This is a genomic window from Microbacterium sp. MTN4-26, from assembly GCF_042846595.1.
Taxonomy (GTDB): Bacteria; Actinomycetota; Actinomycetes; order Actinomycetales; family Microbacteriaceae; genus Microbacterium; species Microbacterium luteum.
Window position 1 is genome coordinate 40,767 of record NZ_BTGO01000012.1, and the last position, 22,759, is coordinate 63,525.

Here is a 22,759-nt window from a genome sequence, read left to right on the forward strand (position 1 = left end):
GGGGGTGTGCGGTTTCAGGACATCGTGAACGGGTGTCTCGGGACATCGTGAACGCGGGGCTGGCGGGGGCGGGGATGTCTCAGGACATCGTGAACGGTGGCCAAGTACGAGGTGCTGATCAAAGCCGTCACTGTCCAGGGGCTCTCCTACGGAGAGGTCGCCCGCCGCTACGGGGTCTCGAAGACCCTCGTCCACAAGCTCCACCACCGATGGCTGACCGAGGGCGACGCGGCGTTCGAACCCCGGTCGACGCGGCCACGGACCAGCCCGAACCGTACCCCGGATGCCGTCCGGGACCGTGTGCTGCGGCTGCGACACGATCTGACCGCGGCCGGGCACGACGCCGGCGCGGACACGATCTGCGAACACCTGCACCGGGAACACATCGAGATCTCCCGCGTCACGGTCTGGCGGATCCTGACCACCGCCGGACAGGTCACACCGCAACCGCAGAAGCGTCCCCGATCGTCCTGGCACCGGTTTGCCGCGGACCGCCCCAACGAGCTCTGGCAATCCGACTTCACCCACGCCACCCTGACCGACGGCACAGACGTCGAGGTCATCGGCTGGCTCGACGACCACTCCCGCTACCTGCTCCACCTCACCGCACACCGCCGCGTCACCGGCCGCACCGTCACCGACACCTTCACCATCGCCGCGACCGAGCACGGCTACCCGGCTGGAACACTGACCGATAACGGCATGGTCTACACCACCCGCCTCGCCCGCGGCGGCCGAGGCCGCGGCGACGGCGCCGGCAACGCGTTCGAGACCCTCCTGGCAGACCTCGGGATCGCCCAGAAGAACGGCAAGCCCTTCAAACCCACCACCCAGGGCAAGATCGAGCGGCTCTGGCAGACCCTGAAGAAGCACCTCGCCACCCGACCAGCCCGAACGATCACCGAGCTGCAGACCGTGCTGGACGAGTTCCGCGACTACTACAACCGCGTCCGCCCGCACCGAGCCCTCAGCCGCCGCACCCCCGCGTTCGCCTACCAGCTCATCCCCAAAACCACCCCGACACCACCCGACGACCCGAACATCTGGCGCGTCCGCTACGACACCATCGACCGCGACGGAAAGACCACCATCCGCCACTCCGGCAGACTCCTCCACCTCGGCATCGGCAGAGCCCACTCCCGCACCGAGATCATCGCCCTGATCCACAACGACCACGCCATCATCAGCGCCCGCGGCAGCGGCGAAATCCTCGCCGACTTCACCCTCGACCCCACCCGCGGATACCAACGCAAAAACGGATGAACCCCCTAAACCGGGGGTTCATCCGTTCACGATGTCCTGAGACATCACAACTGTGCGCGAGGGGGGACTTGAACCCCCACGCCCTAATACGGGCACTAGCACCTCAAGCTAGCGCGTCTACCTATTCCGCCACCCGCGCAGGTGGTCGGCAGCTTTCGCAACCGAGGGTCGAGCCTAGCACGTTCCGCACCGAACGCCCTACGCGCGGTGGTCCCGCGCGTGTCCGAGCGACGCGTCCCGGCCCGGTAGCCTGGTGCGCATGCCGGCGACCCCCTCCGACCTCCCCGAGGTCGCACGCGTGGCGCGTGACCTCATCCGCTTCGACACGACCAACCACGGCGGCGGTAATGCGGCGGGGGAGCGGGAGGCGGCCGAGTACGTCGGCGCTTACCTGGAAGATCTCGGCCTGGCCGTCGACTACTACGAGCCCGTCCCGCGGCGCACCAACGTGCACGCGCGGATCCGGGGCCGCAATCCAGACCGACCGGCACTCGTGCTCCACGGGCACCTCGATGTCGTTCCCGCCATTGCCGAGGACTGGTCGGTCGACCCGTTCGCCGGCGAGATCCGCGATGGGATGCTGTGGGGGCGCGGCGCGGTGGACATGAAGGACATGGACGCCATGATCCTCACGGCCGTCGCCGACATGGCCCGTGCGGGGGAGCAGCCCGACCGCGACATCGTGCTGGCGTTCTTCGCCGACGAGGAGAACGGCGGCATCGAGGGCTCCTCCCTCGTCGTGCGGGACCGCCCGGAATGGTTCGCCGGCGCGACCGAGGCGATCAGCGAAGTCGGCGGCTACTCGATCCACGTCGGTGAGCGGCGTGCCTATCTGCTGCAGGTGGGGGAGAAGGCCCTGGTCTGGATCCGGCTGGTCGCGACCGGACGCGCCGCACACGGCTCGAGCGTGCACGACGACAACGCCGTCACGCGGCTGGGCGAGGCGGTCGCCGCCCTCGGACGCACCGAGTGGCCGGTGCACCTCACGGACACGACACGGGAGTTCACCCGCATGCTGGGCGAGCTGACCGGCGCCGCCGGGGACGACGCCGACAGTCTCGCGCGGCGCACCGGGCCGGCGGCGGGATTCCTGCGCTCGACGCTGCGCACGACGACCAACCCGACGGGGCTCACCGCCGGCTACAAGCACAACGTCATCCCCGACCGTGCCGAAGCGCTCATCGATGTGCGGGTGCTGCCCGGGACGGAGGATGCGGCACTGGCCGACATCCAGCGGATCGTCGGCGACGACGTGGCCGTCGACGTGGTCCACTCCGACATCGGGCTCGAGGTGCCCTTCGCCGGCGACCTGATCGATGCGATGGTCGCCGCGCTGGCTCGCCACGACCCTGGCGTGCCGGTGATCCCGTACCTCATGGGCGGCGGCACCGACAACAAAGCACTGGCGTCCCTCGGGATCGCCGGATACGGGTTCGCGCCGCTGCGACTTCCCGCTGATCTCGACTTCACCGGAATGTTCCACGGTGTCGACGAGCGGATGCCGGTCGAATCGCTCGTGTTCGGCCAGCGCGTGCTCGGCGACTTGCTGCGCACCTGCTGACCTCACCGAAAGGCCACCCCATGCAACTGCTCGAGGCGATCGTGCTCGGCCTCGTGCAGGGACTCACCGAGTTCCTGCCCGTGTCCTCGAGCGCCCATCTGCGCATCCTCGGCGAGTTCCTGCCCACCGCCGAGGACCCCGGTGCCGCCTTCACCGCGATCACGCAGATCGGCACCGAAGCGGCCGTCGTGGTCTTCTTCTGGCGTGACATCGTGCGCATCATCCGAAACTGGTTCCTCGCCCTGTTCGGCCGGATTCCCCGGAACGATCCCGACGCGCGGATGGGGTGGCTGATCATCGTCGGCAGCATCCCGATCGTCGTGCTGGGCCTGCTCTTCCAGGATCAGATCGAGACCACGTTCCGCTCGCTGTGGATCATCGCCGCGATGCTGATCTTCTTCGGCGTTCTGCTCGGCATCGCCGATCACGTCGGGGCGAAGCGTCGTTCTCTGAACGATCTCACCGTCGGCCACGGCGTCGTCTACGGATTCGCGCAGAGCCTGGCGCTCATCCCGGGCGTCTCCCGATCCGGCGGCACCATCACGGCGGGACTGTTCATGGGCTACGAACGCGCCGCCGCGGCGCGATACGCGTTCCTGCTCGCGATCCCGGCCGTGTTCGGCAGCGGCTTCTACCAGCTGTTCAAGAGCTGGGACGAGCCCGGGGTGTTCTCCCTCGGCGAGACGGCCCTGGCGACGGTGGTCGCCTTCGTCGTGGCTCTCGCCGTGATCGCCTTCTTCATGCGGTGGATCTCACGGCACAGCTTCCTGCCGTTCGTGCTCTACCGCGTCGCGCTCGGCACCGTCCTCATCGTGCTGCTGAGCCTCGGCGTCATCGACGCGTACTGACCCGGGGCCGCCGCGAGAGGGGATCAGCGCCGGTCGTCGCGGCCGGGCTTGGACGGACCGTCGCCGCGCCGCCGCAGATACTGCTCGAACTCCTGGGCGATCGCGTCACCCGAGGCCTCGGGGGAATCGACGGTGTCGCGGTTCTCCTCGAGCTGTCGGATGTACTCCGTCATCTCCTCGTCGTCGGCGGCGGCCGCGTCGATGGTCGCCTCCCACGCGATCGCCTCGGTCGCGAGGCTGCCGCGACCGACGGGGATGCCGGTGAGCGACTCGAGTCGGTCCAGCAGAGCCAGTGATGCCTTCGGGGACGGCGTGTGGCCCGCAACGTAGTGCGGCACGCTCGCCCACAGGCTCGCGGTGGGGATGCCCGCCGCGTCGGCGGCATGTCCCAGCACGGACAGGATGCCCACCGGTCCTTCATAGCTGCCGCGTTCGAGTCCGAGCGTCTCGCGCACCTGATCGTTCTCGCTGCCGGCGAAGACCGAGATCGGGCGCGTGTGCGGGACATCCGACATCATCGACCCCAGTGACACGAAGCCGGTGATGTCTTCGCGCAGGGCCACGTCGATGAACTCGGCACTGAACGCCTGCCACGCGCGAGCGGGCTCGACCCCGGTCAGCAGCCACAGCTCGGTGTCGCCCTGCGGCTCGGTCGGGCGGAGAACCGTCGCCTCCGGCCAGGTGAGGCGGCGGTGGCCCTCGGCGTCGGCAACCAGATGCGGCCTGGTGTACTGGTAGTCGAAGTACAGTTCCGGGTCGACGGAGAACACCGGTTCGTAGTCGCCGGAGCCCTTCACGTGCGCAAGCGCAGCGGATGCGGCCTCGCCGGCGTCGTTCCACCCGTCGAACGCGGCGACCAGCACGCGGCGTCCCAGTGCGTCCACACAACCTCCCCGATCGGTCCCTCCAGGATAGGCACGCTCCGCGCGCACGGGCGCAGCGGCAGGCGCGGGCGACCCCGATCCGGGCGGTGGGCGGGACGCCGGGTGCGTAGCATGGGCGGGTGAATTCTCCGCGCATCGCCGCCGTCCTGTGGGACATGGACGGAACCCTCGTCGACACCGAGCCGTACTGGATGGCCGCCGAGACACCGCTCATCGAGAGCTTCGGGGGCACCTGGTCCCACGAGCAGGCGCTGCAGCTGGTGGGACTCGCGCTGGAGGACTCTGCGGGCATCCTGCAGTCGGCCGGCGTGCGCATGAGCAAGGGCGACATCGTCGACCACCTGACCTCCGAGGTCATGTCGCAGCTTTCGCAGAAGGGCGTGCCGTTCCGGCCCGGCGCGAAGGAGCTGCTGCGGAGTCTGCGTGCGGCCGGCATCAAGACGGCGCTCGTGACGATGTCCATGCGTCGCATGGCCGACCACGTGGTGTCGCTCATCGATTTCGACGCGTTCGACGTCATCGTCGGCGGCGACGACGTCGCGCGGCCCAAGCCGTATCCCGATCCCTATCTCCAGGCCTGCGAGGCCCTCGGTGTGTCACCGCTGGACGCCGTGGCGGTCGAGGACTCGCCGACCGGCGTGCGCGCCGCCGCTGCCTCCGGGGCGGTGACGCTCGGCGTACCCCTCATGGTGTCGCTCGAGGGCGTCGGCGCCCACGAGCTCTGGCCGACGCTCGCCGATCGCACCGCCGACGACCTCGCCGCCCTGCACGCGGCGCACCGCACCGCGGAGGAGAACCGATGACCGCCGCACGCCCGAGCGGCCCCTTCCGGGTCGGCGACCGTGTTCAGCTGACCGGTCCGAAGGGCCGCCTCCACACCATCACCCTGCGTCAGGACGGCGAGCTGCACACCCACCATGGCGTCCTGCGGCACACGTCGCTGATCGGTCAGCCCGACGGGTCCGTCGTCACCGGCAGCGGCGGTCACGAGTATCTTGCGCTTCGTCCGCTGCTGCGCGATTTCGTGATGTCGATGCCGCGCGGCGCGGCGATCGTCTACCCGAAGGACGCCGCGCAGATCCTCGCGGAGGCGGATGTGTTCCCGGGGGCGCGCGTCGTCGAGGCCGGCGTCGGCTCGGGTGCGCTCTCGCTGTGGCTGCTGCGCGCGATCGGGGAGACCGGGTCGCTGGTGTCGTTCGAGCGGCGCGAGGAGTTCGCCGCCGTCGCCCGGGCGAACGTGGAGACCTTCCTCGGGGAGGTGCCCGCCACGTGGCGCATCGAGCTGGGCGACCTCGCTGAGGCCCTCCCCGCCGTGGTCGAGCCGGGCACGATCGACCGGGTGGTCCTCGACATGCTCGCCCCCTGGGAGTGCCTCGACGCCGTCGCCGACGCGCTGACGCCGGGCGGCGTCGTGGTCTGCTACGTCGCCACGGCGACGCAGCTGAGCCGCGTGGCCGAGTTCATCCGCGGAACGGGGCTGTTCACCGAGCCGGACGCGAACGAGACGATGGTGCGCGGGTGGCACGTCGAAGGGCTCGCGGTGCGGCCCGATCACCGCATGGTCGCCCACACCGGCTTCCTGGTGTGGGCACGACGACTCGCGCCCGGCGCGGTGGCCCCGGAGCAGAAGCGCCGCGCGTCGAAGTCGAGCTACGGCGATGAGGATGTGGAGCTGTGGACACCCGGCGCGGTGGGGGATCGGGAGATCACCGACAAGAATCTCCGCAAGCGTGTGCGCGAGGCCGAGCGTGCCGCCGCAGGCGCTCGTCTCGCGTCCGCCGCGGAGGACGAAGGCACCGCGACCGCCTAGGATGAACCGGTGCGCAAGATCCCCGCTGCTCTCGCCCTCATCGGAATGACCTCTGTCGGCCTCGTCGGCTGCACCGTCGAAGCCGCCGCGCCCACCTGCGTGGAGAGCGACACCGACCTGGCCTCGCTCGCGACCGTCTCCGGTGACATCGACGCCGAGCCGCGGGTGGAGGTCTACTCCCCGTTCCACGTCGACGAGGTGGCGGTGGAGCGCCTGTCGGAGGGCGAAGGACCCGAGCTGTCCACGGACTCGCAGCTGCTGGTCATGGACTACTCGTTCTACGCCGGCGACAGCGGGGAGCCGTTCGCCGCGACCGCCTACGACGGTGATCTGACGAACGTCTTCTCGATGGAGAACATCGCCGCCGCGCTTCCCGGCCTCTCCGAGGCGCTGCAGTGCGCTCAGGCGGGGTCTCGCATCGTCATCGGCCTCCCGGCCGACGAGATCAACCCCGACTACGCCGCCCAGGCCGGCCTCGCCGAAGACGAGTCGCTTCTCGCCGTCGTCGACGTCCGCAAGGTCTATCTGCCGCAGGCCGAGGGCGACCTTCGCTACAACTCGAGCCTCGGGATGCCCACGGTCGTGCGCGCCCCCGACGGCCGGCCGGGCGTCATCATCCCCGATGCCGCGGCTCCCGACGAGCTCGTCGTGCAGACCCTCATCGAGGGCGACGGCGAGGTCGTCGAGGCCGGCGACACCGTGCGGGTGCACTACACCGGACTGACGTGGGCAGACCGCGAGGTGTTCGACTCCACGTGGGAGACGACACCCGCGGCGCTCTCGCTCGACGAGGTCGTGCCCGGGTTCTCCGCGGCGCTCGAGGGCCAGACCGTCGGGTCCCAGGTGCTCGCGGTGATTCCACCGGATCAGGGTTACGGCGACCAGGCGAGCGGAGCGATCCCCGCCGGCTCCACGCTCGTCTTCGTCATCGACATCCTCGGCGTCGACGAGGCGTCCTGAGCCTCGTCTTCCCTCGGGCCTGCCTAGACTTGGCGTCGTGGCCACCGCATCCGTGAAGACCCCGCCCGAAGAGCGGCTGGTCAACCTCGTGGTGGCTCTCACCGCGACGGATCAGGGGTTGACGAAGGACACGATCCTGGCCAACGTCACCGGGTACCGCGAGCAGCGCGAAGCGGGAGCTTCCAAGGATGCTCTCGAGAAGATGTTCGAGCGCGACAAAGAGAACCTCCGAGCCCTCGGCGTCCCGATCGAGACGATCGGCGACTGGGCCGACCCCGATGATCTGCGCGAAGCGCGCTACCGCGTGCCCGCGGCGGAGTACACCCTCCCGGACGACCTGGAGTTCTCGCCGGCCGAGCTCGCGCTCCTCACCCTCGCCGGGAGCGTCTGGAGCGAGAGCTCGATGTCCGTGGAGGCTCGGGCCGGGCTCCGCAAGATCCGCGCGCTCGGCATCCCCATGGATGCGCCGATCCAGGGCTTCGCGCCTCGGCTGAGCACCAACGACGCGGCGTTCGTGCCGTTGCAGCAGGCGATCGAGCACGCCCGCGTCGTGACGTTCCCGTATCTGAAGCCCGGCGACGCCGCCCCGCGCACGCGGCGTGTGCGCCCCCTCGCCCTGGTCGAGTACGAGGGACGCTGGCACGTGCTCGCCCACGACCTCGGCGTCGACGAGGAGCGGACCTTCCTGCTGTCGCGCATCGTCGGCGCCGTCACCGCCACGCGCGAGCACTTCGACGCAGCGCTCCGTCGGGGAGCGGGGGAGCGGGCGCTGTCCGGCCTGCAGGAGGTCGCAGCACGCAACGTGGCGCTGCTCGAGGTGGAACCGGGGACGGAAGCCGCGCTGCGACTCGCGCGCCGCGCCCAGCCGGCCGAGCAGGGGGTGCGCGTGCCCTTCGTCGACGTGCACATCTTCGCCGACGAGCTCGCCTCCTACGGCCCGGAGGTGCGGGTGGTCGAACCCGCCGCGCTGCGGGACGCCGTCCTCACGCGCCTGCGCTCGACGCTCGCCCGTCACGGCGGTGCCGCGTGAACCCCGTGCGCAAGCCGCTCGTCGCCACCGACCGCGCGGCGCTCATGCTGCAGCTGGTGCCGTATCTGATCGGGAAGGGGGAGGTGTCGGTCGCAGAGGCGGCCGAGGAGTTCGACGTCACCCCCGACCAGATGCGAGAGATGGTGGAGAAGCTCACCGTCATCGGCCTGCCGGGTGACGGCGGCTTCTGGCAGATGGCCAACGATCTGTTCGACATCGACTGGGATCTGCTCGATCGGGACGACCGCATCGTCATCACGCACTCGGTCGCGCTCGAGCGCACGCCGCGCCTCACCGCGCGCGAGGCGGCTGCGCTCCTCGCCGGCCTTCAGCTCACCCGCGGGATTCCCGGGGTCGGTGACAGCGAGCTGTTCTCGGGACTCCTCGCCAAGCTCGCCCGCGGCGCCTCCGGCACCCCGGCCGACCTCATCGTCGCGCCCGCCCCCGTTGACGCGGTACGCGATCGCGTCGCCGAGGCGTTGCGCGTCGGACGCGCCGTCGCCTTCGCCTACAAGGCCCCCGATGCTCCGGCGACCACCCGCACGGTCGACCCCGTGAAGGTGAGCATCGCCGACGGTCAGTGGTACCTGCAGGGATGGTGCCACCTGCGCGAGGCGATGCGCACCTTCCACCTCGACCGCGTCAGTGATATCCGACTGACGGATCTGACGGTCTCACACGCCGCCGATCCCGTGCCCGACTGGTTCGCGGACGGTTCGGATGAGCTCGTGGTGCGCATCCGGTTCCCCGCAGCGTCGGCGGCGCTCCTGGGCGACTACCTTCGGCGGGCGGACACCGAGACGGAGAGGGGCGTGACGGTGGCCACGATGCGCGTCGCCGACGAGAACAGTCTGCGCCGTCTGGCCGCCAAGCTCGGTGGCGATGTCGAGATCCTGGAGCCCGAGGGCGCACGCCGTGCGGCAGCGGATTGGGCCGAGAGCGCTCTGCGACTGTACGGCCCGAGCTGAGACCCGCCGCGCCCAGCACCGTTCCCGCTCGCGATAGCGCGGTTAGACTGAGAACAGGTCAACGATCTGGAGTCCTCCTCATGGCTAACGCATTCAGCCCATGGCACCTGCTGCTGATCCTCGCGGTCATCCTGCTGCTGTTCGGTGCCGCCAAGCTGCCCGCCCTCGCCAAGAGCGTCGGCCAGTCCGCCCGGGTGTTCCGGGGCGAGATGAAGGCGATGAAAGACGAGGACGCGCCTCGAGGCGGTGACCGCGCCGACACCCCGTCGGCGACCGCGGACTCGCCGTCCACGCCGACATCGGGCGGGGCATCCGACCCGAAACCCTGATCGGTGGCGACCGACACACCCGCATCGAAGGCGGCGAAGCCCCGACGCGGTGAGAGGCGCATGTCGCTCGGGCAGCATCTCGTCGAGCTGCGCAAGCGCCTGATGATCGCGGCGATCGCGCTGGTCGTCGGCATGGTGGTGGCCTTCTTCATCACGGATTTCGTCATCTGGCTCATCACGGAGCCCATCAGGTACATCGCCGTCGAGCGGGGGGATGAGATCGACGTCGCCGTCATGTTCAGCACGGTGACCTCGGCGTTCGATCTGCGCATCCGGATGGCCTTCGCCATCGGCCTGGTGCTGTCGGCACCGGTCTGGCTGTGGCAGATCTGGGCGTTCGTGATGCCGGGTCTGACCCGCACGGAGATCCGATACACGATCTGGTTCGTCGCGGCGGCGATCCCGCTGTTCTTCGCGGGATGCTGGACCGGTCTGCTGGTGATGCCCCACATCGTGGAGATCATGGCCACCTTCGTGCCGGAGGGCGGCTCGTCGTTCTACGACGCGAAGTACTACTACGACTTCGTCATGAAGCTGATCATCGTCGTCGGGGTCTCCTTCGTCCTCCCGGTGTTCCTGGTCGCCCTCAACATCGCCGGTGTGATCAGCGGGCGTGACATCCTCAAGGGCTGGCGGGTGGCCGTTCTCGTCGCGACGATCTTCGCGGCGGTCGCGACGCCAGGCGCTGACGTGGTGTCGATGATCCTGCTCGCCGGCATCCTGGTCGTGCTGTTCTTCGCCGCCGCCGCAGTGTCGCTGGTGTTCGATCGGCGTCGACGCAAGCGCGAAGAGGCGTTCCTCGCGGACGGGTCGTCGTCGTGACCTCTCTCTCGCCCGCCGAGCGGTTCGCCCGAGCGAACGAGCACCGCGAGCATCCCCGTACGAGCGAGTTCGCCGAACGGCAGCGCTTCGACCTCGACCCCTTCCAGCTCGCGGGATGCCACGCGCTCGAGTCGGGCCGCAGCGTGCTCGTGGCCGCGCCCACGGGGGCCGGAAAGACCATCGTGGGGGAGTTCGGCATCCACCTGGCGATGTCCGCCCCGGGCGACAAGGCGTTCTACACGACGCCGATGAAGGCGCTGTCGAATCAGAAGTTCCGCGAACTCGTCGACGTGTACGGGCCGGACGAGGTAGGACTGCTCACCGGCGACACGAACATCAATGCGAGCGCCCGCATCGTGGTGATGACCACCGAGGTCCTGCGCAACATGCTCTACGCGGACTCGCCCGCGCTCCAGGGGCTGCGCTTCGTCGTGATGGACGAGGTCCATTACCTCGCCGATCGTTTCCGTGGCGCGGTGTGGGAAGAGGTCATCATCCATCTCCCGCCGGCCGTGCGACTGATCGCCCTGTCGGCGACGGTGTCGAACGCGGAGGAGTTCGGCGACTGGCTGGATGCGGTGCGCGGGGACACGGAGATCATCGTGTCCGAGACCCGACCGGTCCCTCTCGAGCAGCACGTCCTCGTACGCGGAGACCTTCTGCCGCTGTTCGACGACCGCGCCGGCGTCGCAACGGCCCAGGTGAACCAGGAGCTGCTGCGCATCCGTTCGGCTCGCGGCAGCGGCTACGAGAGCGGGCGTCACGGGGGTGGCGGCCGTCGACCGCACCGGGGCGGCAAGCGGCCCCAGCGAGCCGGGCATCCGCAGCGGATCGAGCGACTGGATCGGCCGGATGTCGTTGAGCTTCTCCGACGCTCGAATCTGCTCCCCGCGATCTTCTTCATCTTCAGCCGGGCCGGGTGCGATCAGGCCGTCATCCAGGTGCGGCGCTCCGGCGTGCGTCTGACCTCGCCCGAGGAGCGCAGCCTCATCCGGGAGATCGTCGAGGACCGCACCCGCAACCTCGTCGAAGAAGACCTCGGCGTGCTCGGCTACTGGGAGTGGAAGGACAACCTCGAGCGCGGCGTCGCGGCGCACCACGCGGGCCTCCTCCCGGCCTTCAAGGAGATCGTCGAGGAGCTGTTCCAGCGCAAGCTCGTCAAGGCGGTCTTCGCCACCGAGACGCTCGCGCTCGGCATCAACATGCCCGCCCGGACGGTCGTGCTCGAGAAACTCGAGAAGTTCAACGGCGAGGCGCGGGTGGCCATCACCTCCGGCGAGTACACGCAGCTGACCGGGCGTGCGGGACGCCGGGGCATCGACGTCGAAGGACACGCGGTGGTGCAGTGGACCGAGGGCGTGGACCCGCAGGCGGTGGCCGCGCTCGCGTCGCGCCGCACCTACCCGCTGAACTCCAGCTTCCGGCCCACGTACAACATGGCGGTGAACCTGATCGACCGCTTCGGTCGCGGGCAGGCGCGCGAGATCCTCGAGTCCTCGTTCGCGCAATTCCAGGCCGACCGGGCCGTGGTCGGCATCGCGCGCCAGGTCAAGGATGCCGAGGAGTCGCTCGCGGGATACGCCGATGCCATGGCATGCGACCGCGGCGACTTCGTCGAGTACGCCGCGATCCGCCGCGAGCTGAGCGACATCGAGAAGATCAATCGCAAGGACGTCACCGCGGGAAAGTCGACCCGCGATGCCCGGCAGCGCGAGATCCAGTCGCTGCGCAATCGCATGAGGCGTCATCCGAGTCATGAGTGCCCTGATCGCGAGCATCACGCGCGCTGGGCCGAGCGGTACCACAAGCTCGATCGCACCGTGCGGAAGCTTCGCGGGCAGATCGACTCCCGCACCGGCACGGTGGCGCGGATCTTCGATCGCGTCGTCGAGGTGCTCGATGAGGTCGGCTACGTCGAGATCGCCGCCGACGGGGCGACGACGCTCACCGACGACGGCCGCACGATGAAGCGCATCTACGGCGAACGTGACCTTCTCGTCGCGGAGAGCCTTCGGCTGCGGCTCTGGAGCGCGCTCGACGCTCCCTCGCTCGCGGCGATCGCGTGTGCGCTGGTCTACGAGCCGCGTCGCGACGACGGCGGCTACGGGGATCGGCGCCTGCCGCGCGGGGCATTCCGCATCGCCCTCGAGAAGACGACCGATCTGTGGCAGCGGCTCGACGACCTCGAGACCGAGCATCGCCTGCCCGGTTCCGAACCGCCTTCGCCGAACCTGTCCGCCGCGATGCACGGGTGGGCGCGCGGACTGCCTCTGGACACCGTGCTCGCCGAGGCCGACATGGCAGCCGGCGACTTCGTCCGCTGGACGAAGCAGACGATCGACCTGCTCGACCAGCTCTCGCTCGTCGCGCCACCGGAACTCGCCGGCACCGCACGGCGTGCTCTCGAGTCGGTGCGGCGGGGGATCGTCGCGTACAGCTCGGTGTGATCTCCCGGAGTGCCGATCCTTCTCGAAGCAGTCGCGCAGGGGCGCCGGATTAGGGTGGACGCGTGAGTCTCGCCCCGGCCATCCGGCCCGTCTTGCCGCTGTGGGCGGCCGTCGTGACCTCGCTGGTCGGGGGAGCGGTCCTCGATGCCGCCTACCCGGACATCGGTTGGTGGCCCCTGGCATTCGTGGGAGTGGCATTCGCGCTCGTCTCCCTCATCGGCCGCAGCGTGGGCGGAGCGCTCCTGGTCGGCCTCGCCTTCGGTGCGTCGTTCTACCTCATCCACATCGTCTGGATCACCCGCTATCTCGGGGTGATTCCCTGGTTCGCGCTGGCGGGTGTCGAGACGCTGTTCATCGCGGTCGGATCGGTTCTGCTGACGCTCTCGTACCGCTGGTTCCCGCGAATCTGGCCCTCACGGTGGGCCAACCTCGTCGGGCTGCCGGTGCTGGTGGGAGGAATCTGGACCCTGCGCGAGCAGATCATGGGTTCCTGGCCTTACACCGGCTTCCCCTGGGGGCGGCTCGGGATGAGCCAGTCGGAGAGTCCGCTCGCCCACATCGTCTCCTGGGTGGGCGTCAGCGGGCTGACCTTCCTCATGGTCGTGTTCACCGCCGCCGTCATCGAGTGGCTCCGAGCGGGTCGGCTCCGGGATGTGCGCTCGGCCGTGCCGGCGACCGTCGCCGCGGTGCTTCTGGTCGCGGTGCCGGCGTTCCCGACGACGGATGTCGGCACGTGGCGGGTCGGTGCCGTGCAGGGCAACGGACCGTCTGCGTACTTCGATGAGCGGGAGCCGTATGAGGTGCTGAACGCCCAGATCGAGGCGTCCCAGCCGATCCTCGAGGACGACCTCGACGTGCTGGTGTGGCCAGAGGGCGGTATCGGATACGACCCGCTGCAGGATGCCGCGACGGCGGCCGCGCTCGACGGCTTGAGCGAGCGCGCCGACGCGCCGCTCATCGTGAACGCTGCGACGGAGCGGGGCGACGACGTGTTCAACACGTCGATCCTCTGGACGGCGGAGAACGGTGCGGAGCAGGTGCACGACAAGGCCAACCCGGTCCCGATGGGGGAGTATGTGCCCGATCGCTGGTTCTACGAGGCGATCGTGCCCGACCTCATCGGTCTGATCCAGCGGGAGTACACGCCCGGATCCAATCCGCCGTACTTCGATGTCGACGGGATCGGTGTCGGCCTCGCGATCTGCTTCGACGTGATCTACGACGACGTCATCTGGGAGGGCGCCCGCGACGGCGCGGAGATCTACGTGCTGCAGACGAACAACGCCGACTTCCGTGACACCGATGAGAACCTGCAGCAGCTCGCCTTCGCACGCATGCGCGCGATCGAGACCGGACGTGCGGTGGTCAATCTGTCGACGGTGGGCACCAGCCAGATCATCGATCCCTCGGGCGTCACCCTGGAGTCGTTGCCGACGGACACCGCCGGCGCGATGGTGCTCGACGTGCCGCTGCGCACCGGCCTCACCGGCGCGGTCGTGGTCGGCCCGGCCGTTCAGGCCATCCTGGGGTGGGGGAGCCTCGCGGTGATCACCGCTCTCGGGGTGGTCGTGACGGTGCTCTCCCGTCGTTCCCCCGTGCGAACGACGACGGCGCCGACTCCCGAGGGAGCCGGCGCCGGTCGATGAAGTGGGATTCAGGCGCTGAGCTTGTCGGTGGAGGCGGCCGCACCGCGTCGTTCGCGGATGTAGGTCAAGCGCTCCTCCAGGAGCTCTTCCAGCTCCGGAATCGTGCGACGCTCGAGCAGCATGTCCCAGTGGGTGCGGGCGGCCTTGTCGCCGCTGTGGTCCACCGTGGCCGTGCCCTCACCGATTCGCAGAAGAGCCTCGGCGCCGCAGGTGCGGCACTCCCAAGCCTCCGGGACCTCCGCGTCGGCGGCGAAGGTCATCACCGTGTCTCGCCCACAGGACGAACACGAGTAGGTGTGCTGCGCGCGGTCGTGGAAAACGACGCCCTCTTCGCTTTGTAGGCTCTGGGCGCCGAGTCGGATGCCGCGCAGACTGCGGTCTGCCATAGGGGGTGGTCCTCTCGTCGGTCATCAGGTATAACGCGACGACCTGTGGGAATCATCCGAACGGACGCCGCGAAGACGCCATTCACAGTCGATGCACAGCGCCGTCAGCCGCCCGCGCGTGGCGGCGTCGACGACCGCGTCGCAACCACGTCGAGGGCGACGTCGGCGACGTCGGTGACGATGCCGTCGACACCCCAGTCCAAGAGCGTCGACATGCGCGCGGCATCGTTGACCGTCCACACATGGACCTCGACGCCGAGTGCGTGCGCGAGCTCGACCCTGCGCGGTGAGACGATGCGCATCGGACCCTGCCTCTCCGGCACCTGAAGCGCATCGACGCCCACCAGTGCTCTGCGCGCCATGGTGATCGAACGTAGGGAAGCGGCGGCGAGGAAGCGCGCCACCGTCCTCGACCCCGCCGATGTCGCGGGGCGGGCCGACCCGACGGTCGCGGCGCGCAGCGCCCTATGACGCCTGTCGTCGTCGAAGCTCGTCAGCAGCACGCGCTCCGCGTGCGCGGCGATGATGCGTCCCGCCGGAACGGCGGCAGCCGCCGCCTTCACATCGATGTTGAAGCGGAGACCCGGAAACGTCTCCAGTGCTTGGCGCAGGGTGACCAGGCCGCCCCGGGAGGACATCAGGTCGTCGAGCTCCTGCAGGGTGACATGTGCGATCGGGCGGGGGTCGCCGGTGACGCGGCGCAGATCGACGTCGTGGAAGAGCACGACCTCGCCGTCGGAGGTGAGATGGCAATCCGACTCGACGTAGGCAGCTCCGGCGGCGTGCGCGGACGTGACGGCGGCGAACGAGTTCTCAACGATCCCGTCCGCGGCGTCTGTCGCGGTGACCAGGCCACGATGGGCCAGAACGCGAGGGGGTGCGGAAGCGGCGAACCAGGGGTGCACGGGGTCTAGCGTGCCTCACCCGCTCCGCCGCCGGCGGCACCGGGTGTGGTCTTGCGCGCTTCCGTGGCGATGTCATCGGCGGCGGACGCCGCCTCGCGGGCGGCGGCGAGCGCCGCGTCGGCGGCGGCGCGGGTCGGCCCGGTCGGCTTCGGCTTCGAGCCCGGCTCACGGCGAGGGGTGTCGTCGGAGCGACCGCCGAAGGCGGCGCCGATGCCCTTCAGTGCCTCGGTCATCTCGCTCGGGATGACCCACAGCTTGCTCGATGCACTGTCGGCGATCTTGGGGAGGGTCTGCAGGTACTGGTAGGCGAGGAGCTTGTCGTCGGGTTCACCGGCGTGGATGGCGTCGAAGACCATTTCGATGGCCTCGGCCTCGCCCTGGGCTCGCAGCACGGCCGCCTGCTTGTCGCCCTCGGCGCGGAGGATCTCGGACTGCCGACGGCCCTCCGCCTCGAGGATCTGAGACTGCTTCGAGCCCTCGGCGGTCAGGATCGCCGCGCGACGGTCCCGCTCCGCGCGCATCTGCTTCTCCATCGAGTCCTGGATCGACACCGGCGGGTCGATGGCCTTCAGCTCGACTCGGGAGACGCGCAGCCCCCACTTGCCGGTCGCCTCGTCGAGGACGACCCGCAGCTGGCCGTTGATGTTGTCGCGGCTCGTCAGGGCCTCCTCGAGGTTCAGCCCGCCGACCACGTTGCGGAGCGTCGTCGTGGTGAGTTGCTCGACAGCGCTGAGGTAGTTCGCGATCTCGTACGTCGCGGCGCGCGCATCCGTGACCTGGAAGTAGACGACCGTGTCGATCGAGACGACGAGGTTGTCCTCGGTGATGACCGGTTGCGGCGGGAAGGAGACGACCTGCTCGCGCATGTCGACCAAGGGTCGGAGGCGGTCGATGAACGGCACCAGCAGGTTGAGACCGGGGCTCAGCGTGCGCTGGTAGCGGCCGAGCCGCTCGACGATGCCGGCGTACGCCTGCGGGATGATGCGGATGGAGCGGAAGATCACCACGACCACGAAGATCGCGACGACCAGCAGCAGGACGATGACGAAGATCTGTCCGATGAACGAGCCGATGTCAACCATGGTCAGCTTCTTTCTCGCGATGAACGTGGGTGGGCCGGACCTCGACCGTCGCGCCCCGCACCGCGTAGACGGTCACCCGAGTGCCGAGCTCGAGGTCGGCGTCGAGGATGCCGGAGGCTGCTCGTGCGGTCCAGGTCTCCCCGTTGTCGAGTTTCACGCTTCCGTCACCCTCGACGAAGGCCGCGACCACACGGCCGTCGATGCCGTAGAGCGCATCGACGTTCGTCTTGACGTCGCCCGAGGAGCGGCGCAGCGCGCGCAGCAGCAAGGGTCTGATCGTGAACAGCAGGAGCGCGGAGATCGCCGCGGCCGCGCCCACCTGCAGCCACCAGGGTCCGCCGAGGAGATTGACGCCCAGCCCACCGATCAGAGCGCCGGCAGCGAGCATCAGGAAGGTGAACTCCAGCGTCAGCAGCTCGACGATCACGAACAGCAGTGCGAGCACGAGCCAGACGATCCAGAGATACTGCGTCAGATCGGGCATCATCGACCCGCCTCCTTCCCCTTGCTCGAACTCTAGCAACGCACACCGGGGGCCGGGCCGTCGTCGCGCGCCCGGAATCGGATGAGACCCGTTGATAGGGTCATGAGCGGCTCGCGCGCACGCGCGCGCCCGTCACGACCTCAGGAGCGAAGTCCATGTCCCAGCCCCTCCCCGCCGGTTCCCTGACCGGAAAGACCGCCCTCGTCACCGGTTCCTCGCGGGGGATCGGCGCCGACACGGCGCGATACCTCGCGCAGGCCGGAGCGGATGTCGTGATCAACTTCCGAAACAAGGCCCCGCGGGCCGAGAAGCTCGCCACGGAACTGCGAGAGCTGGGCGTGCGGGTCCTCGTCGTCGGGGCGGACCTGACCGACGCGGACTCGGTCGCCGCCATGTTCGACGAGGTCGCACGCGCTTTCGGGTCCCTGGACATCCTCGTCCTGAACGCATCCGGGGGCATGGAGTCCAACGTGGCCGAAGACTACGCCCTGACGCTCAACCGCGACGCCCAGGTGCGCACGCTGGAGACCGCGCTGCCCCTCCTGCCGCAGGGCGCTCGCGTGGTGTTCGTGACGAGCCACCAGGCGCACTTCATCCGCACGACGGCGACGATGCCGGAATACGAGCCGGTCGCTCTGTCCAAGCGTGCCGGCGAGGATGCGCTGCGTGAGCGCATCCCGGCTCTCGCCGAGAGCGGCGTGGAGTTCGTCGTGGTCTCGGGCGACATGATCGAAGGGACCATCACCGCCACGCTCCTGGAACGCGCGAACCCCGGCGCGATCGCCACACGTCGCGAGTCGGCCGGGCGCCTGTACAACGTGTCGGAGTTCGCCGCCGAGGTCGCCCTCGCGGCGATCGAGCCGGTACCCGCCGACAACACCCGGCTCGTCGGAGACACCGGTTCGTTCGCGGGGGAATGACGTGCGAGCCGCCGACATCGAATCCCTCATCGCGGTCGGCCGGCCCGACATCTCACGCGACGGCTCCTTCGCGGTCTACGCGACGTCGCGACCCGACATCAGGGCGAACCGCTACGTCGGACAGGTGTGGCGCGCCGACCTCCCCCACGGGCGTCCCCGCCGACTGACACGCGGCGTCGCCGACGCGGCACCGCTCATCAGTCCCGATGGCTCACGGGTCCTGTTCCGGCGCCCCGACGCGGGCGGCAGGGCGCAGCTGTTCGTGGTGCGCGCCACCGGGGGAGAGGCGGTGCAGATCACGGATGAGCCTCTGGGGATCGCAGAGCACGCGTGGACGCCCGATGGTGACCGCGCGGTCTTCCTCGCCCGCGTGCCCGAGCCGGGCCGGTACGGTACCGTGGCCGGGCTCGAGCCTGCCGCGGAGGCGCCGCGTCGTGTCACCGGCATCCGCTGGCACGCCAACGGGGTCGGATACATCGCCGACCGACCGTCGCACGTCTTCGTGGTGCCGGTGGCCGACCCGGACGACGAGCCCGCCTATCCCGCGGCGCCCCGCGTGGGGGAGTCGGAGGAGTCCCCCGCCGTTCCGGTCCCCTCGCGACGGGTGACGCTCGGTGACGAATCGCACAGCGCACTGGCGGTGCACGAAGGCCGCGTGTTCACCGTCGTCGATGCGATCGAGTCGGCGCGCCGGGATCTCAGTTCTCGCGTCGTCGCCGTCGGCCTCGACGACGGGAACGAGTCGGAGGTCGTGGGGGCCGATGCGCGGTTGACGATCTCCGACCTCGCCGTGTGCGGCGACGGCACGCTCGCTCTCTTGGCGGCAGATGTCGGGGAGCGGGGGGTCGACTTCGTCGCTCCGGCGACGGGGCTCTTCCTCGTCGGAGCAGACGGCGTCCGGCGCGTGCACGACGCCGACCGGTTCGATCTGGGTGAAGCGGGCAGCCACCTGACCGTCGTCGGCGACGACCTTCTCGTGCAGAACCGCACCCGCGGGCGCGTGCACCTGCTCCGCGTCGCACGGGACGGCACCGCTTCCGCCGTGCTCGACGGCGATGTCGAGGTGAGCGGTCACGCCGCGTCGGGCACGAGGGTCGTCGCGGCAGCGGCGACCCCGGGGAGCCTCGGCGAACTCTTCCTGATGGACGGCGGCGAGGCCCGCTGCTTGACCCACCACGGTGAAGCGGGCGCCATCGCCCCGGTGCCGATCGCCGAGCACGAGATCACCGGCCGCGACGGGTATCCGATCCATGGCTGGAGCGCGATCCCGGACGGTGAGGGTCCGCACCCGGTCATCCTTCAGATCCACGGCGGACCGTATGCCGCTTATGGAATACACCTCTTCGACGAGACACAGGTGCTCGTCGATGCCGGATACGCGGTGGTCTATTGCAATCCCCGGGGCTCAGCGGGCTACGGGAGTGCGCACGGGCGAAGCATCCGGCAGGCGATGGGCACGGTCGACATGGCCGACGTTCTCGATTTTCTCGACGGGCTCCTGGCGGCGGACCCGCGACTGGACGGCGACCGCGTGGGCATCATGGGCGGGTCGTATGGCGGCTACCTGACGGCGTGGACCATCGCGCACGAGGAGCGTTTCGCCGCGGCGATCGTCGAACGCGGCTTCCTGGACCCCGTGTCGTTCCAAGGCACGAGCGACATCGGAACGTTCTTCGGGGATGAGTACGTCGGCACCGATCCCGAGGCGATCGCGGCGCAGAGTCCGATGGCGGTGGTCGATCGCGTCACGACGCCGACACTCGTCATCCACTCCGAGGCGGACTACCGGTGCCCCCTCGAACAGGCTACGCGCTACTATTCCGCGCTGAAGCGTCAGGGCGTCGAGACGGAGATGCTGATCTTCCCGGGGGAGGACCACGAACTCACGCGGGCGGGCCAGCCGCGCCATCGGGTCGAGCGCTTCGACGCGGTACTCGGCTGGTGGGCGCGCCATCTGCCGATCGGCTGACCCGCCGCGAGAAACGGGGCACCGCGCGACCATCGCGCGGTGCCCCGTTTCTCGTGGCCGCCCGCGCGTTCTCCGAGAAACCACTTCCAGCGCGAAACACCACACATTGCGACGTTTCTCGCGCCGGAAGGTGTTTATCGCGTGGCGGCGACGGTCGCGCGGCTCAGGCGTCGAGGGGGCTGAACGTGAACGCGCGGATGATCTGGACGATGCCGAGGATGACGAGCGAGATGCCGAGCACCCACCACAGCACGAGCGCGCCCCACAGCGGGCTGAAGAGCAGGACGATTCCGGCGACGATGCTGAGGATGGCGAAGAAGATCGTCCAGCCCTTCGAGCGGGAGTCGCTCAGCGTGGACAGGGAGACGACCCCTTCGATGATCCACATGACACCGACGAGGATGCCGAGGAAGATCGCGAGGAACTCCGTCGTCTGAGCGAGGTTGAAGAAGGCGACCACGCCGGCGATGACGAAGAGCATTCCGAGCACGATGTGGCCGACGCGCGACCAGCCGCCCTTCGCCTTCGAGAAGATGCCGAGCCCGGCGTAGACGAGGCCTGCGGCGATCGCGTAGATGGCGATGATCGCGGTGACCACGGCCGCCGTGCGCCCCGGCCAGACGAGGATCAGGATGCCGACGATCACGGCGAGAACGCCGCCGATGCCGAGCGCTGTGCGGATGCCGTTGACGGCGGACTTCTCCGCTGATTCGAGAGACATGAGAGGCCTTTCTGAAAGTTTCCTGGGAATGGCTCGTCTCCACTGTACGCGGATCGTGCGCGCCGGGGGAGAGGTCAGCCCAACAGAAGCGACGCCGCGAACAGGACGGGAACGCAGCCGATCGTGGTGAGGAAGACCGTGTCTCGAGAGATCGTCTCGCCGATGCCGAACCGCTGGGAGTAGTTGAAGACGTTCTGGGCGGTGGGGAGCGCTGCCAGAACGACGACGATCAACACGTCGTGGGGCGACATGCCGAACAGCAGCTGTCCGCACAGCCAGGCCGTCAGTGGCATCACGACGAGCTTCAGCGATGTGGCCAGCACGACATCGCGCCGCCGGCCCGAGGCGCCGAGCACCCGCTGGCCGAACAGGGACATGCCGTAGCTGATGAGGAGAACCGGCACGCAGGCGTCGGCGATGAGTCGCGCCGGCTCCATCGCCATCGCCGGCAGCTCGAGGCCGCTGACGGCGACCAGGGTGCCGAGGACGGATCCGATGACGAGGGGGTTCGTGACGGTGCGCACGAGGATGCGACCGACCGAGCGTTGCTGCGCCGTGACGGATTCCATGATCGCCATCGCTATCGGTGTGAGCACGAGCAGCTGCATCAGGATCACCGGCGCGGGGTATGCGGCGCTGCCGAGCAGATACAGCGAGAGCGGGATGCCGATGTTGTTGGAGTTGACCTGCCCGGCGCTCAGCGCGCCGATCGTCGTCTCTCCGACGTTCCGTCGCCACAGCAGGCGTGCCACGATCGCATGGATGGCGATCGCGACCGCGGCGGCTATCGCGGAGACGGGCAGGAGGGCGGAGAAGAGCGTGCGCACGTCGGCCTCGGCCAGCACGACGAACAGCAGGAACGGCGAAAGCACGAAGAAGGTGAGTCGTGCGAGCACCGGACGGGCATGTTCGCCCAGCAGGTCCACCCGAGCGATGACGTACCCGACGGCGATGGCCAGACCCACGACGAGGAAGCCGGTGAGTGAGTCGAGCACCGGTCCAGACTATTGCGTGCCCCTGCCCCCATATCCCGAAGTACTCGCCGATAATGTACATTATGTCAACTCACGGATGACCAGCCGCCCCTCCTCCTGGCGGGCAGGCGCCGTCGGCGCCGGCGAGGCGATGTCCGGACCTCACCGTAGGGTGCCGGCATGACACGCTTCGTCTACACCACCGCCACCACCCTCGACGGGTACCTGGCCGACGATCAGCACTCCCTGGACTGGCTCTTCGCCGTGCCTTCGGAGGGGGCGATGCAAGGGTTCACCCGTTTCCTTCGCACGATCGGCGCCCAGGTGATGGGCTCCTCGACGTACGAGTGGGTGTGCGAGAACGAGAAGCTGCGCGAGCACCCCGAGCGATGGCGCGACGCCTACGGTGACCGCGCGACGTGGGTGTTCACGGCTCGCGACCGCGTCGGTGTCGACGGTGCAGATCTCCACTTCGTCGGCGGCTCCGTGGCCGACCACGTCCCCGCCATCAGAGCATCTGCCGATGGCGGGGACGTCTGGATCATCGGTGGCGGCGACGTCGCGGGACAGTTCGCCGACGCAGGACTGCTGGACGAGATCCGACTCTCCGTCGCACCGATCACCCTGGGTCGAGGCGCTCCCCTGCTCCCCCGGCGCCTCGAGTCCGACCGACTGACGCTCGTGGATGTCGACCGGGCCGGGCAGTTCGTCGAACTCGTCTACTCTGTCACCGGCGCACCTGCCACCTGA

At 69.2% G+C, this 22,759-nt stretch carries 22 protein-coding genes and 1 tRNA gene; 15 read left to right on the forward strand and 8 right to left on the reverse strand.

Annotated features, from left to right (window positions below):
* Positions 1-96 precede the first annotated feature (96 nt).
* Positions 97-1,263 carry an integrase core domain-containing protein gene (locus ACGG9C_RS11480; protein WP_194383168.1) on the forward strand — a complete coding sequence of 389 codons (1,167 nt, stop codon included), beginning with the start codon at positions 97-99 and terminating at the stop codon, positions 1,261-1,263.
* Positions 1,264-1,316: 53 nt separating this feature from the next.
* Here ACGG9C_RS11480 and ACGG9C_RS11485 read toward each other — a convergent pair.
* Positions 1,317-1,402 (reverse strand) — tRNA-Leu (locus tag ACGG9C_RS11485).
* 120 nt (positions 1,403-1,522) lie between these two features.
* On the opposite strand from ACGG9C_RS11485, the gene ACGG9C_RS11490 reads away from it, so the two are divergent.
* Together ACGG9C_RS11490 and ACGG9C_RS11495 are read left to right on the forward strand one after the other, a co-directional pair.
* Positions 1,523-2,824 carry a M20/M25/M40 family metallo-hydrolase gene (locus ACGG9C_RS11490; protein WP_390178675.1) on the forward strand — a complete coding sequence of 434 codons (1,302 nt, stop codon included), beginning with the start codon at positions 1,523-1,525 and terminating at the stop codon, positions 2,822-2,824.
* A gap of 20 nt (positions 2,825-2,844) precedes the next feature.
* Positions 2,845-3,672 (forward strand): undecaprenyl-diphosphate phosphatase, encoded by an 828-nt coding sequence (locus ACGG9C_RS11495; protein WP_071043545.1) that lies wholly within the window; start codon positions 2,845-2,847, stop codon positions 3,670-3,672.
* 23 nt (positions 3,673-3,695) lie between these two features.
* Here ACGG9C_RS11495 and ACGG9C_RS11500 read toward each other — a convergent pair whose 3' ends face one another.
* Positions 3,696-4,556 (reverse strand): PAC2 family protein, encoded by an 861-nt coding sequence (locus ACGG9C_RS11500; RefSeq protein WP_071043544.1) that lies wholly within the window; start codon positions 4,554-4,556, stop codon positions 3,696-3,698.
* Positions 4,557-4,675: 119 nt separating this feature from the next.
* Here ACGG9C_RS11500 and ACGG9C_RS11505 point away from each other — a divergent pair, with 119 nt between their 5' ends.
* The 9 genes from ACGG9C_RS11505 to lnt all read left to right on the forward strand — a co-directional run bounded on the left by ACGG9C_RS11505 (position 4,676) and on the right by lnt (position 14,568).
* Positions 4,676-5,359: an HAD family phosphatase gene (locus ACGG9C_RS11505; protein ID WP_071043543.1), complete on the forward strand. Its 684-nt coding sequence runs from the start codon at positions 4,676-4,678 to the stop codon at positions 5,357-5,359.
* Positions 5,356-6,366 carry a tRNA (adenine-N1)-methyltransferase gene (locus ACGG9C_RS11510; protein ID WP_071043542.1) on the forward strand — a complete coding sequence of 337 codons (1,011 nt, stop codon included), beginning with the start codon at positions 5,356-5,358 and terminating at the stop codon, positions 6,364-6,366. The genes ACGG9C_RS11505 and ACGG9C_RS11510 overlap by 4 nt, the downstream gene beginning before the upstream one ends.
* A gap of 9 nt (positions 6,367-6,375) precedes the next feature.
* The gene (locus tag ACGG9C_RS11515; protein ID WP_071043541.1) at positions 6,376-7,326 is read left to right on the forward strand and encodes an FKBP-type peptidyl-prolyl cis-trans isomerase; all 951 of its coding nucleotides are present in this window, start codon (positions 6,376-6,378) and stop codon (positions 7,324-7,326) included.
* A gap of 37 nt (positions 7,327-7,363) precedes the next feature.
* Entirely contained in the window at positions 7,364-8,356 is a 993-nt protein-coding gene (locus ACGG9C_RS11520) for a helix-turn-helix transcriptional regulator (protein WP_390178676.1), read from the forward strand.
* Positions 8,353-9,324: a WYL domain-containing protein gene (locus ACGG9C_RS11525; RefSeq protein ID WP_176759368.1), complete on the forward strand. Its 972-nt coding sequence runs from the start codon at positions 8,353-8,355 to the stop codon at positions 9,322-9,324. Before ACGG9C_RS11520 ends, ACGG9C_RS11525 begins: the two co-directional genes overlap by 4 nt.
* Positions 9,325-9,404: 80 nt before the next feature.
* Complete coding sequence (gene tatA / locus ACGG9C_RS11530) at positions 9,405-9,653, forward strand: twin-arginine translocase TatA/TatE family subunit (RefSeq protein ID WP_071043539.1); 249 nt, start codon at positions 9,405-9,407, stop codon at positions 9,651-9,653.
* 60 nt (positions 9,654-9,713) lie between these two features.
* Positions 9,714-10,475 carry a twin-arginine translocase subunit TatC gene (gene tatC / locus ACGG9C_RS11535; RefSeq protein WP_194385501.1) on the forward strand — a complete coding sequence of 254 codons (762 nt, stop codon included), beginning with the start codon at positions 9,714-9,716 and terminating at the stop codon, positions 10,473-10,475.
* Positions 10,472-12,922, forward strand: a complete 2,451-nt coding sequence (locus ACGG9C_RS11540) for a DEAD/DEAH box helicase (RefSeq protein ID WP_390178677.1) — start codon at positions 10,472-10,474, stop codon at positions 12,920-12,922. Before tatC ends, ACGG9C_RS11540 begins: the two co-directional genes overlap by 4 nt.
* A 62-nt stretch (positions 12,923-12,984) precedes the next feature.
* Complete coding sequence (lnt, locus tag ACGG9C_RS11545) at positions 12,985-14,568, forward strand: apolipoprotein N-acyltransferase (protein WP_286796000.1); 1,584 nt, start codon at positions 12,985-12,987, stop codon at positions 14,566-14,568.
* Positions 14,569-14,576: 8 nt separating this feature from the next.
* Here the strand turns inward: lnt and ACGG9C_RS11550 are convergent, their stop codons facing one another.
* From ACGG9C_RS11550 to ACGG9C_RS11565, 4 genes are all read right to left on the reverse strand, one after another.
* On the reverse strand, positions 14,577-14,954 hold the full coding sequence (locus ACGG9C_RS11550; RefSeq protein WP_071043536.1) for an RNA polymerase-binding protein RbpA: 378 nt from the start codon (positions 14,952-14,954) through the stop codon (positions 14,577-14,579).
* A gap of 104 nt (positions 14,955-15,058) precedes the next feature.
* Positions 15,059-15,859 carry a glycerophosphodiester phosphodiesterase family protein gene (locus tag ACGG9C_RS11555; RefSeq protein WP_071043535.1) on the reverse strand — a complete coding sequence of 267 codons (801 nt, stop codon included), beginning with the start codon at positions 15,857-15,859 and terminating at the stop codon, positions 15,059-15,061.
* Positions 15,860-15,864: 5 nt separating this feature from the next.
* Positions 15,865-16,941 (reverse strand): SPFH domain-containing protein, encoded by a 1,077-nt coding sequence (locus ACGG9C_RS11560; RefSeq protein WP_071043534.1) that lies wholly within the window; start codon positions 16,939-16,941, stop codon positions 15,865-15,867.
* The gene (locus ACGG9C_RS11565; protein WP_071043533.1) at positions 16,934-17,428 is read right to left on the reverse strand and encodes an NfeD family protein; all 495 of its coding nucleotides are present in this window, start codon (positions 17,426-17,428) and stop codon (positions 16,934-16,936) included. The genes ACGG9C_RS11560 and ACGG9C_RS11565 overlap by 8 nt, the downstream gene beginning before the upstream one ends.
* Before the next feature lie 152 nt (positions 17,429-17,580).
* Here ACGG9C_RS11565 and ACGG9C_RS11570 point away from each other — a divergent pair, with 152 nt between their 5' ends.
* Together ACGG9C_RS11570 and ACGG9C_RS11575 are read left to right on the forward strand one after the other, a co-directional pair.
* Positions 17,581-18,345 carry an SDR family oxidoreductase gene (locus ACGG9C_RS11570; protein WP_288420364.1) on the forward strand — a complete coding sequence of 255 codons (765 nt, stop codon included), beginning with the start codon at positions 17,581-17,583 and terminating at the stop codon, positions 18,343-18,345.
* Between the two features lies 1 nt (position 18,346).
* The gene (locus tag ACGG9C_RS11575; RefSeq protein WP_390178678.1) at positions 18,347-20,314 is read left to right on the forward strand and encodes a S9 family peptidase; all 1,968 of its coding nucleotides are present in this window, start codon (positions 18,347-18,349) and stop codon (positions 20,312-20,314) included.
* 163 nt (positions 20,315-20,477) lie between these two features.
* On the opposite strand, the gene ACGG9C_RS11580 is transcribed toward ACGG9C_RS11575, so the two are convergent.
* Complete coding sequence (locus ACGG9C_RS11580) at positions 20,478-21,035, reverse strand: HdeD family acid-resistance protein (RefSeq protein WP_194383157.1); 558 nt, start codon at positions 21,033-21,035, stop codon at positions 20,478-20,480.
* 74 nt (positions 21,036-21,109) lie between these two features.
* Positions 21,110-22,030: an AEC family transporter gene (locus ACGG9C_RS11585; protein WP_390178679.1), complete on the reverse strand. Its 921-nt coding sequence runs from the start codon at positions 22,028-22,030 to the stop codon at positions 21,110-21,112.
* A 159-nt stretch (positions 22,031-22,189) separates the two neighbouring features.
* On the opposite strand from ACGG9C_RS11585, the gene ACGG9C_RS11590 reads away from it, so the two are divergent.
* Complete coding sequence (locus ACGG9C_RS11590; protein WP_194383155.1) at positions 22,190-22,759, forward strand: dihydrofolate reductase family protein; 570 nt, start codon at positions 22,190-22,192, stop codon at positions 22,757-22,759.

What these genes read in the sequence shown, in the direction of transcription:
- ACGG9C_RS11490 (WP_390178675.1), top strand. Translation starts at nt 1,523, where the DNA reads ATGCCGGCGACCCCCTCCGACCTCCCCGAGGTCGCACGCGTGGCGCGT.
- ACGG9C_RS11495 (WP_071043545.1), top strand. Translation starts at nt 2,845, where the DNA reads ATGCAACTGCTCGAGGCGATCGTGCTCGGCCTCGTGCAGGGACTCACC.
- ACGG9C_RS11510 (WP_071043542.1), top strand. Translation starts at nt 5,356, where the DNA reads ATGACCGCCGCACGCCCGAGCGGCCCCTTCCGGGTCGGCGACCGTGTT.
- tatA (WP_071043539.1), top strand. Translation starts at nt 9,405, where the DNA reads ATGGCTAACGCATTCAGCCCATGGCACCTGCTGCTGATCCTCGCGGTC.
- tatC (WP_194385501.1), top strand. Translation starts at nt 9,714, where the DNA reads ATGTCGCTCGGGCAGCATCTCGTCGAGCTGCGCAAGCGCCTGATGATC.
- ACGG9C_RS11550 (WP_071043536.1), bottom strand. Translation starts at nt 14,954, where the DNA reads ATGGCAGACCGCAGTCTGCGCGGCATCCGACTCGGCGCCCAGAGCCTA.
- ACGG9C_RS11560 (WP_071043534.1), bottom strand. Translation starts at nt 16,941, where the DNA reads ATGGTTGACATCGGCTCGTTCATCGGACAGATCTTCGTCATCGTCCTG.
- ACGG9C_RS11565 (WP_071043533.1), bottom strand. Translation starts at nt 17,428, where the DNA reads ATGATGCCCGATCTGACGCAGTATCTCTGGATCGTCTGGCTCGTGCTC.
- ACGG9C_RS11570 (WP_288420364.1), top strand. Translation starts at nt 17,581, where the DNA reads ATGTCCCAGCCCCTCCCCGCCGGTTCCCTGACCGGAAAGACCGCCCTC.
- ACGG9C_RS11580 (WP_194383157.1), bottom strand. Translation starts at nt 21,035, where the DNA reads ATGTCTCTCGAATCAGCGGAGAAGTCCGCCGTCAACGGCATCCGCACA.
- ACGG9C_RS11590 (WP_194383155.1), top strand. Translation starts at nt 22,190, where the DNA reads ATGACACGCTTCGTCTACACCACCGCCACCACCCTCGACGGGTACCTG.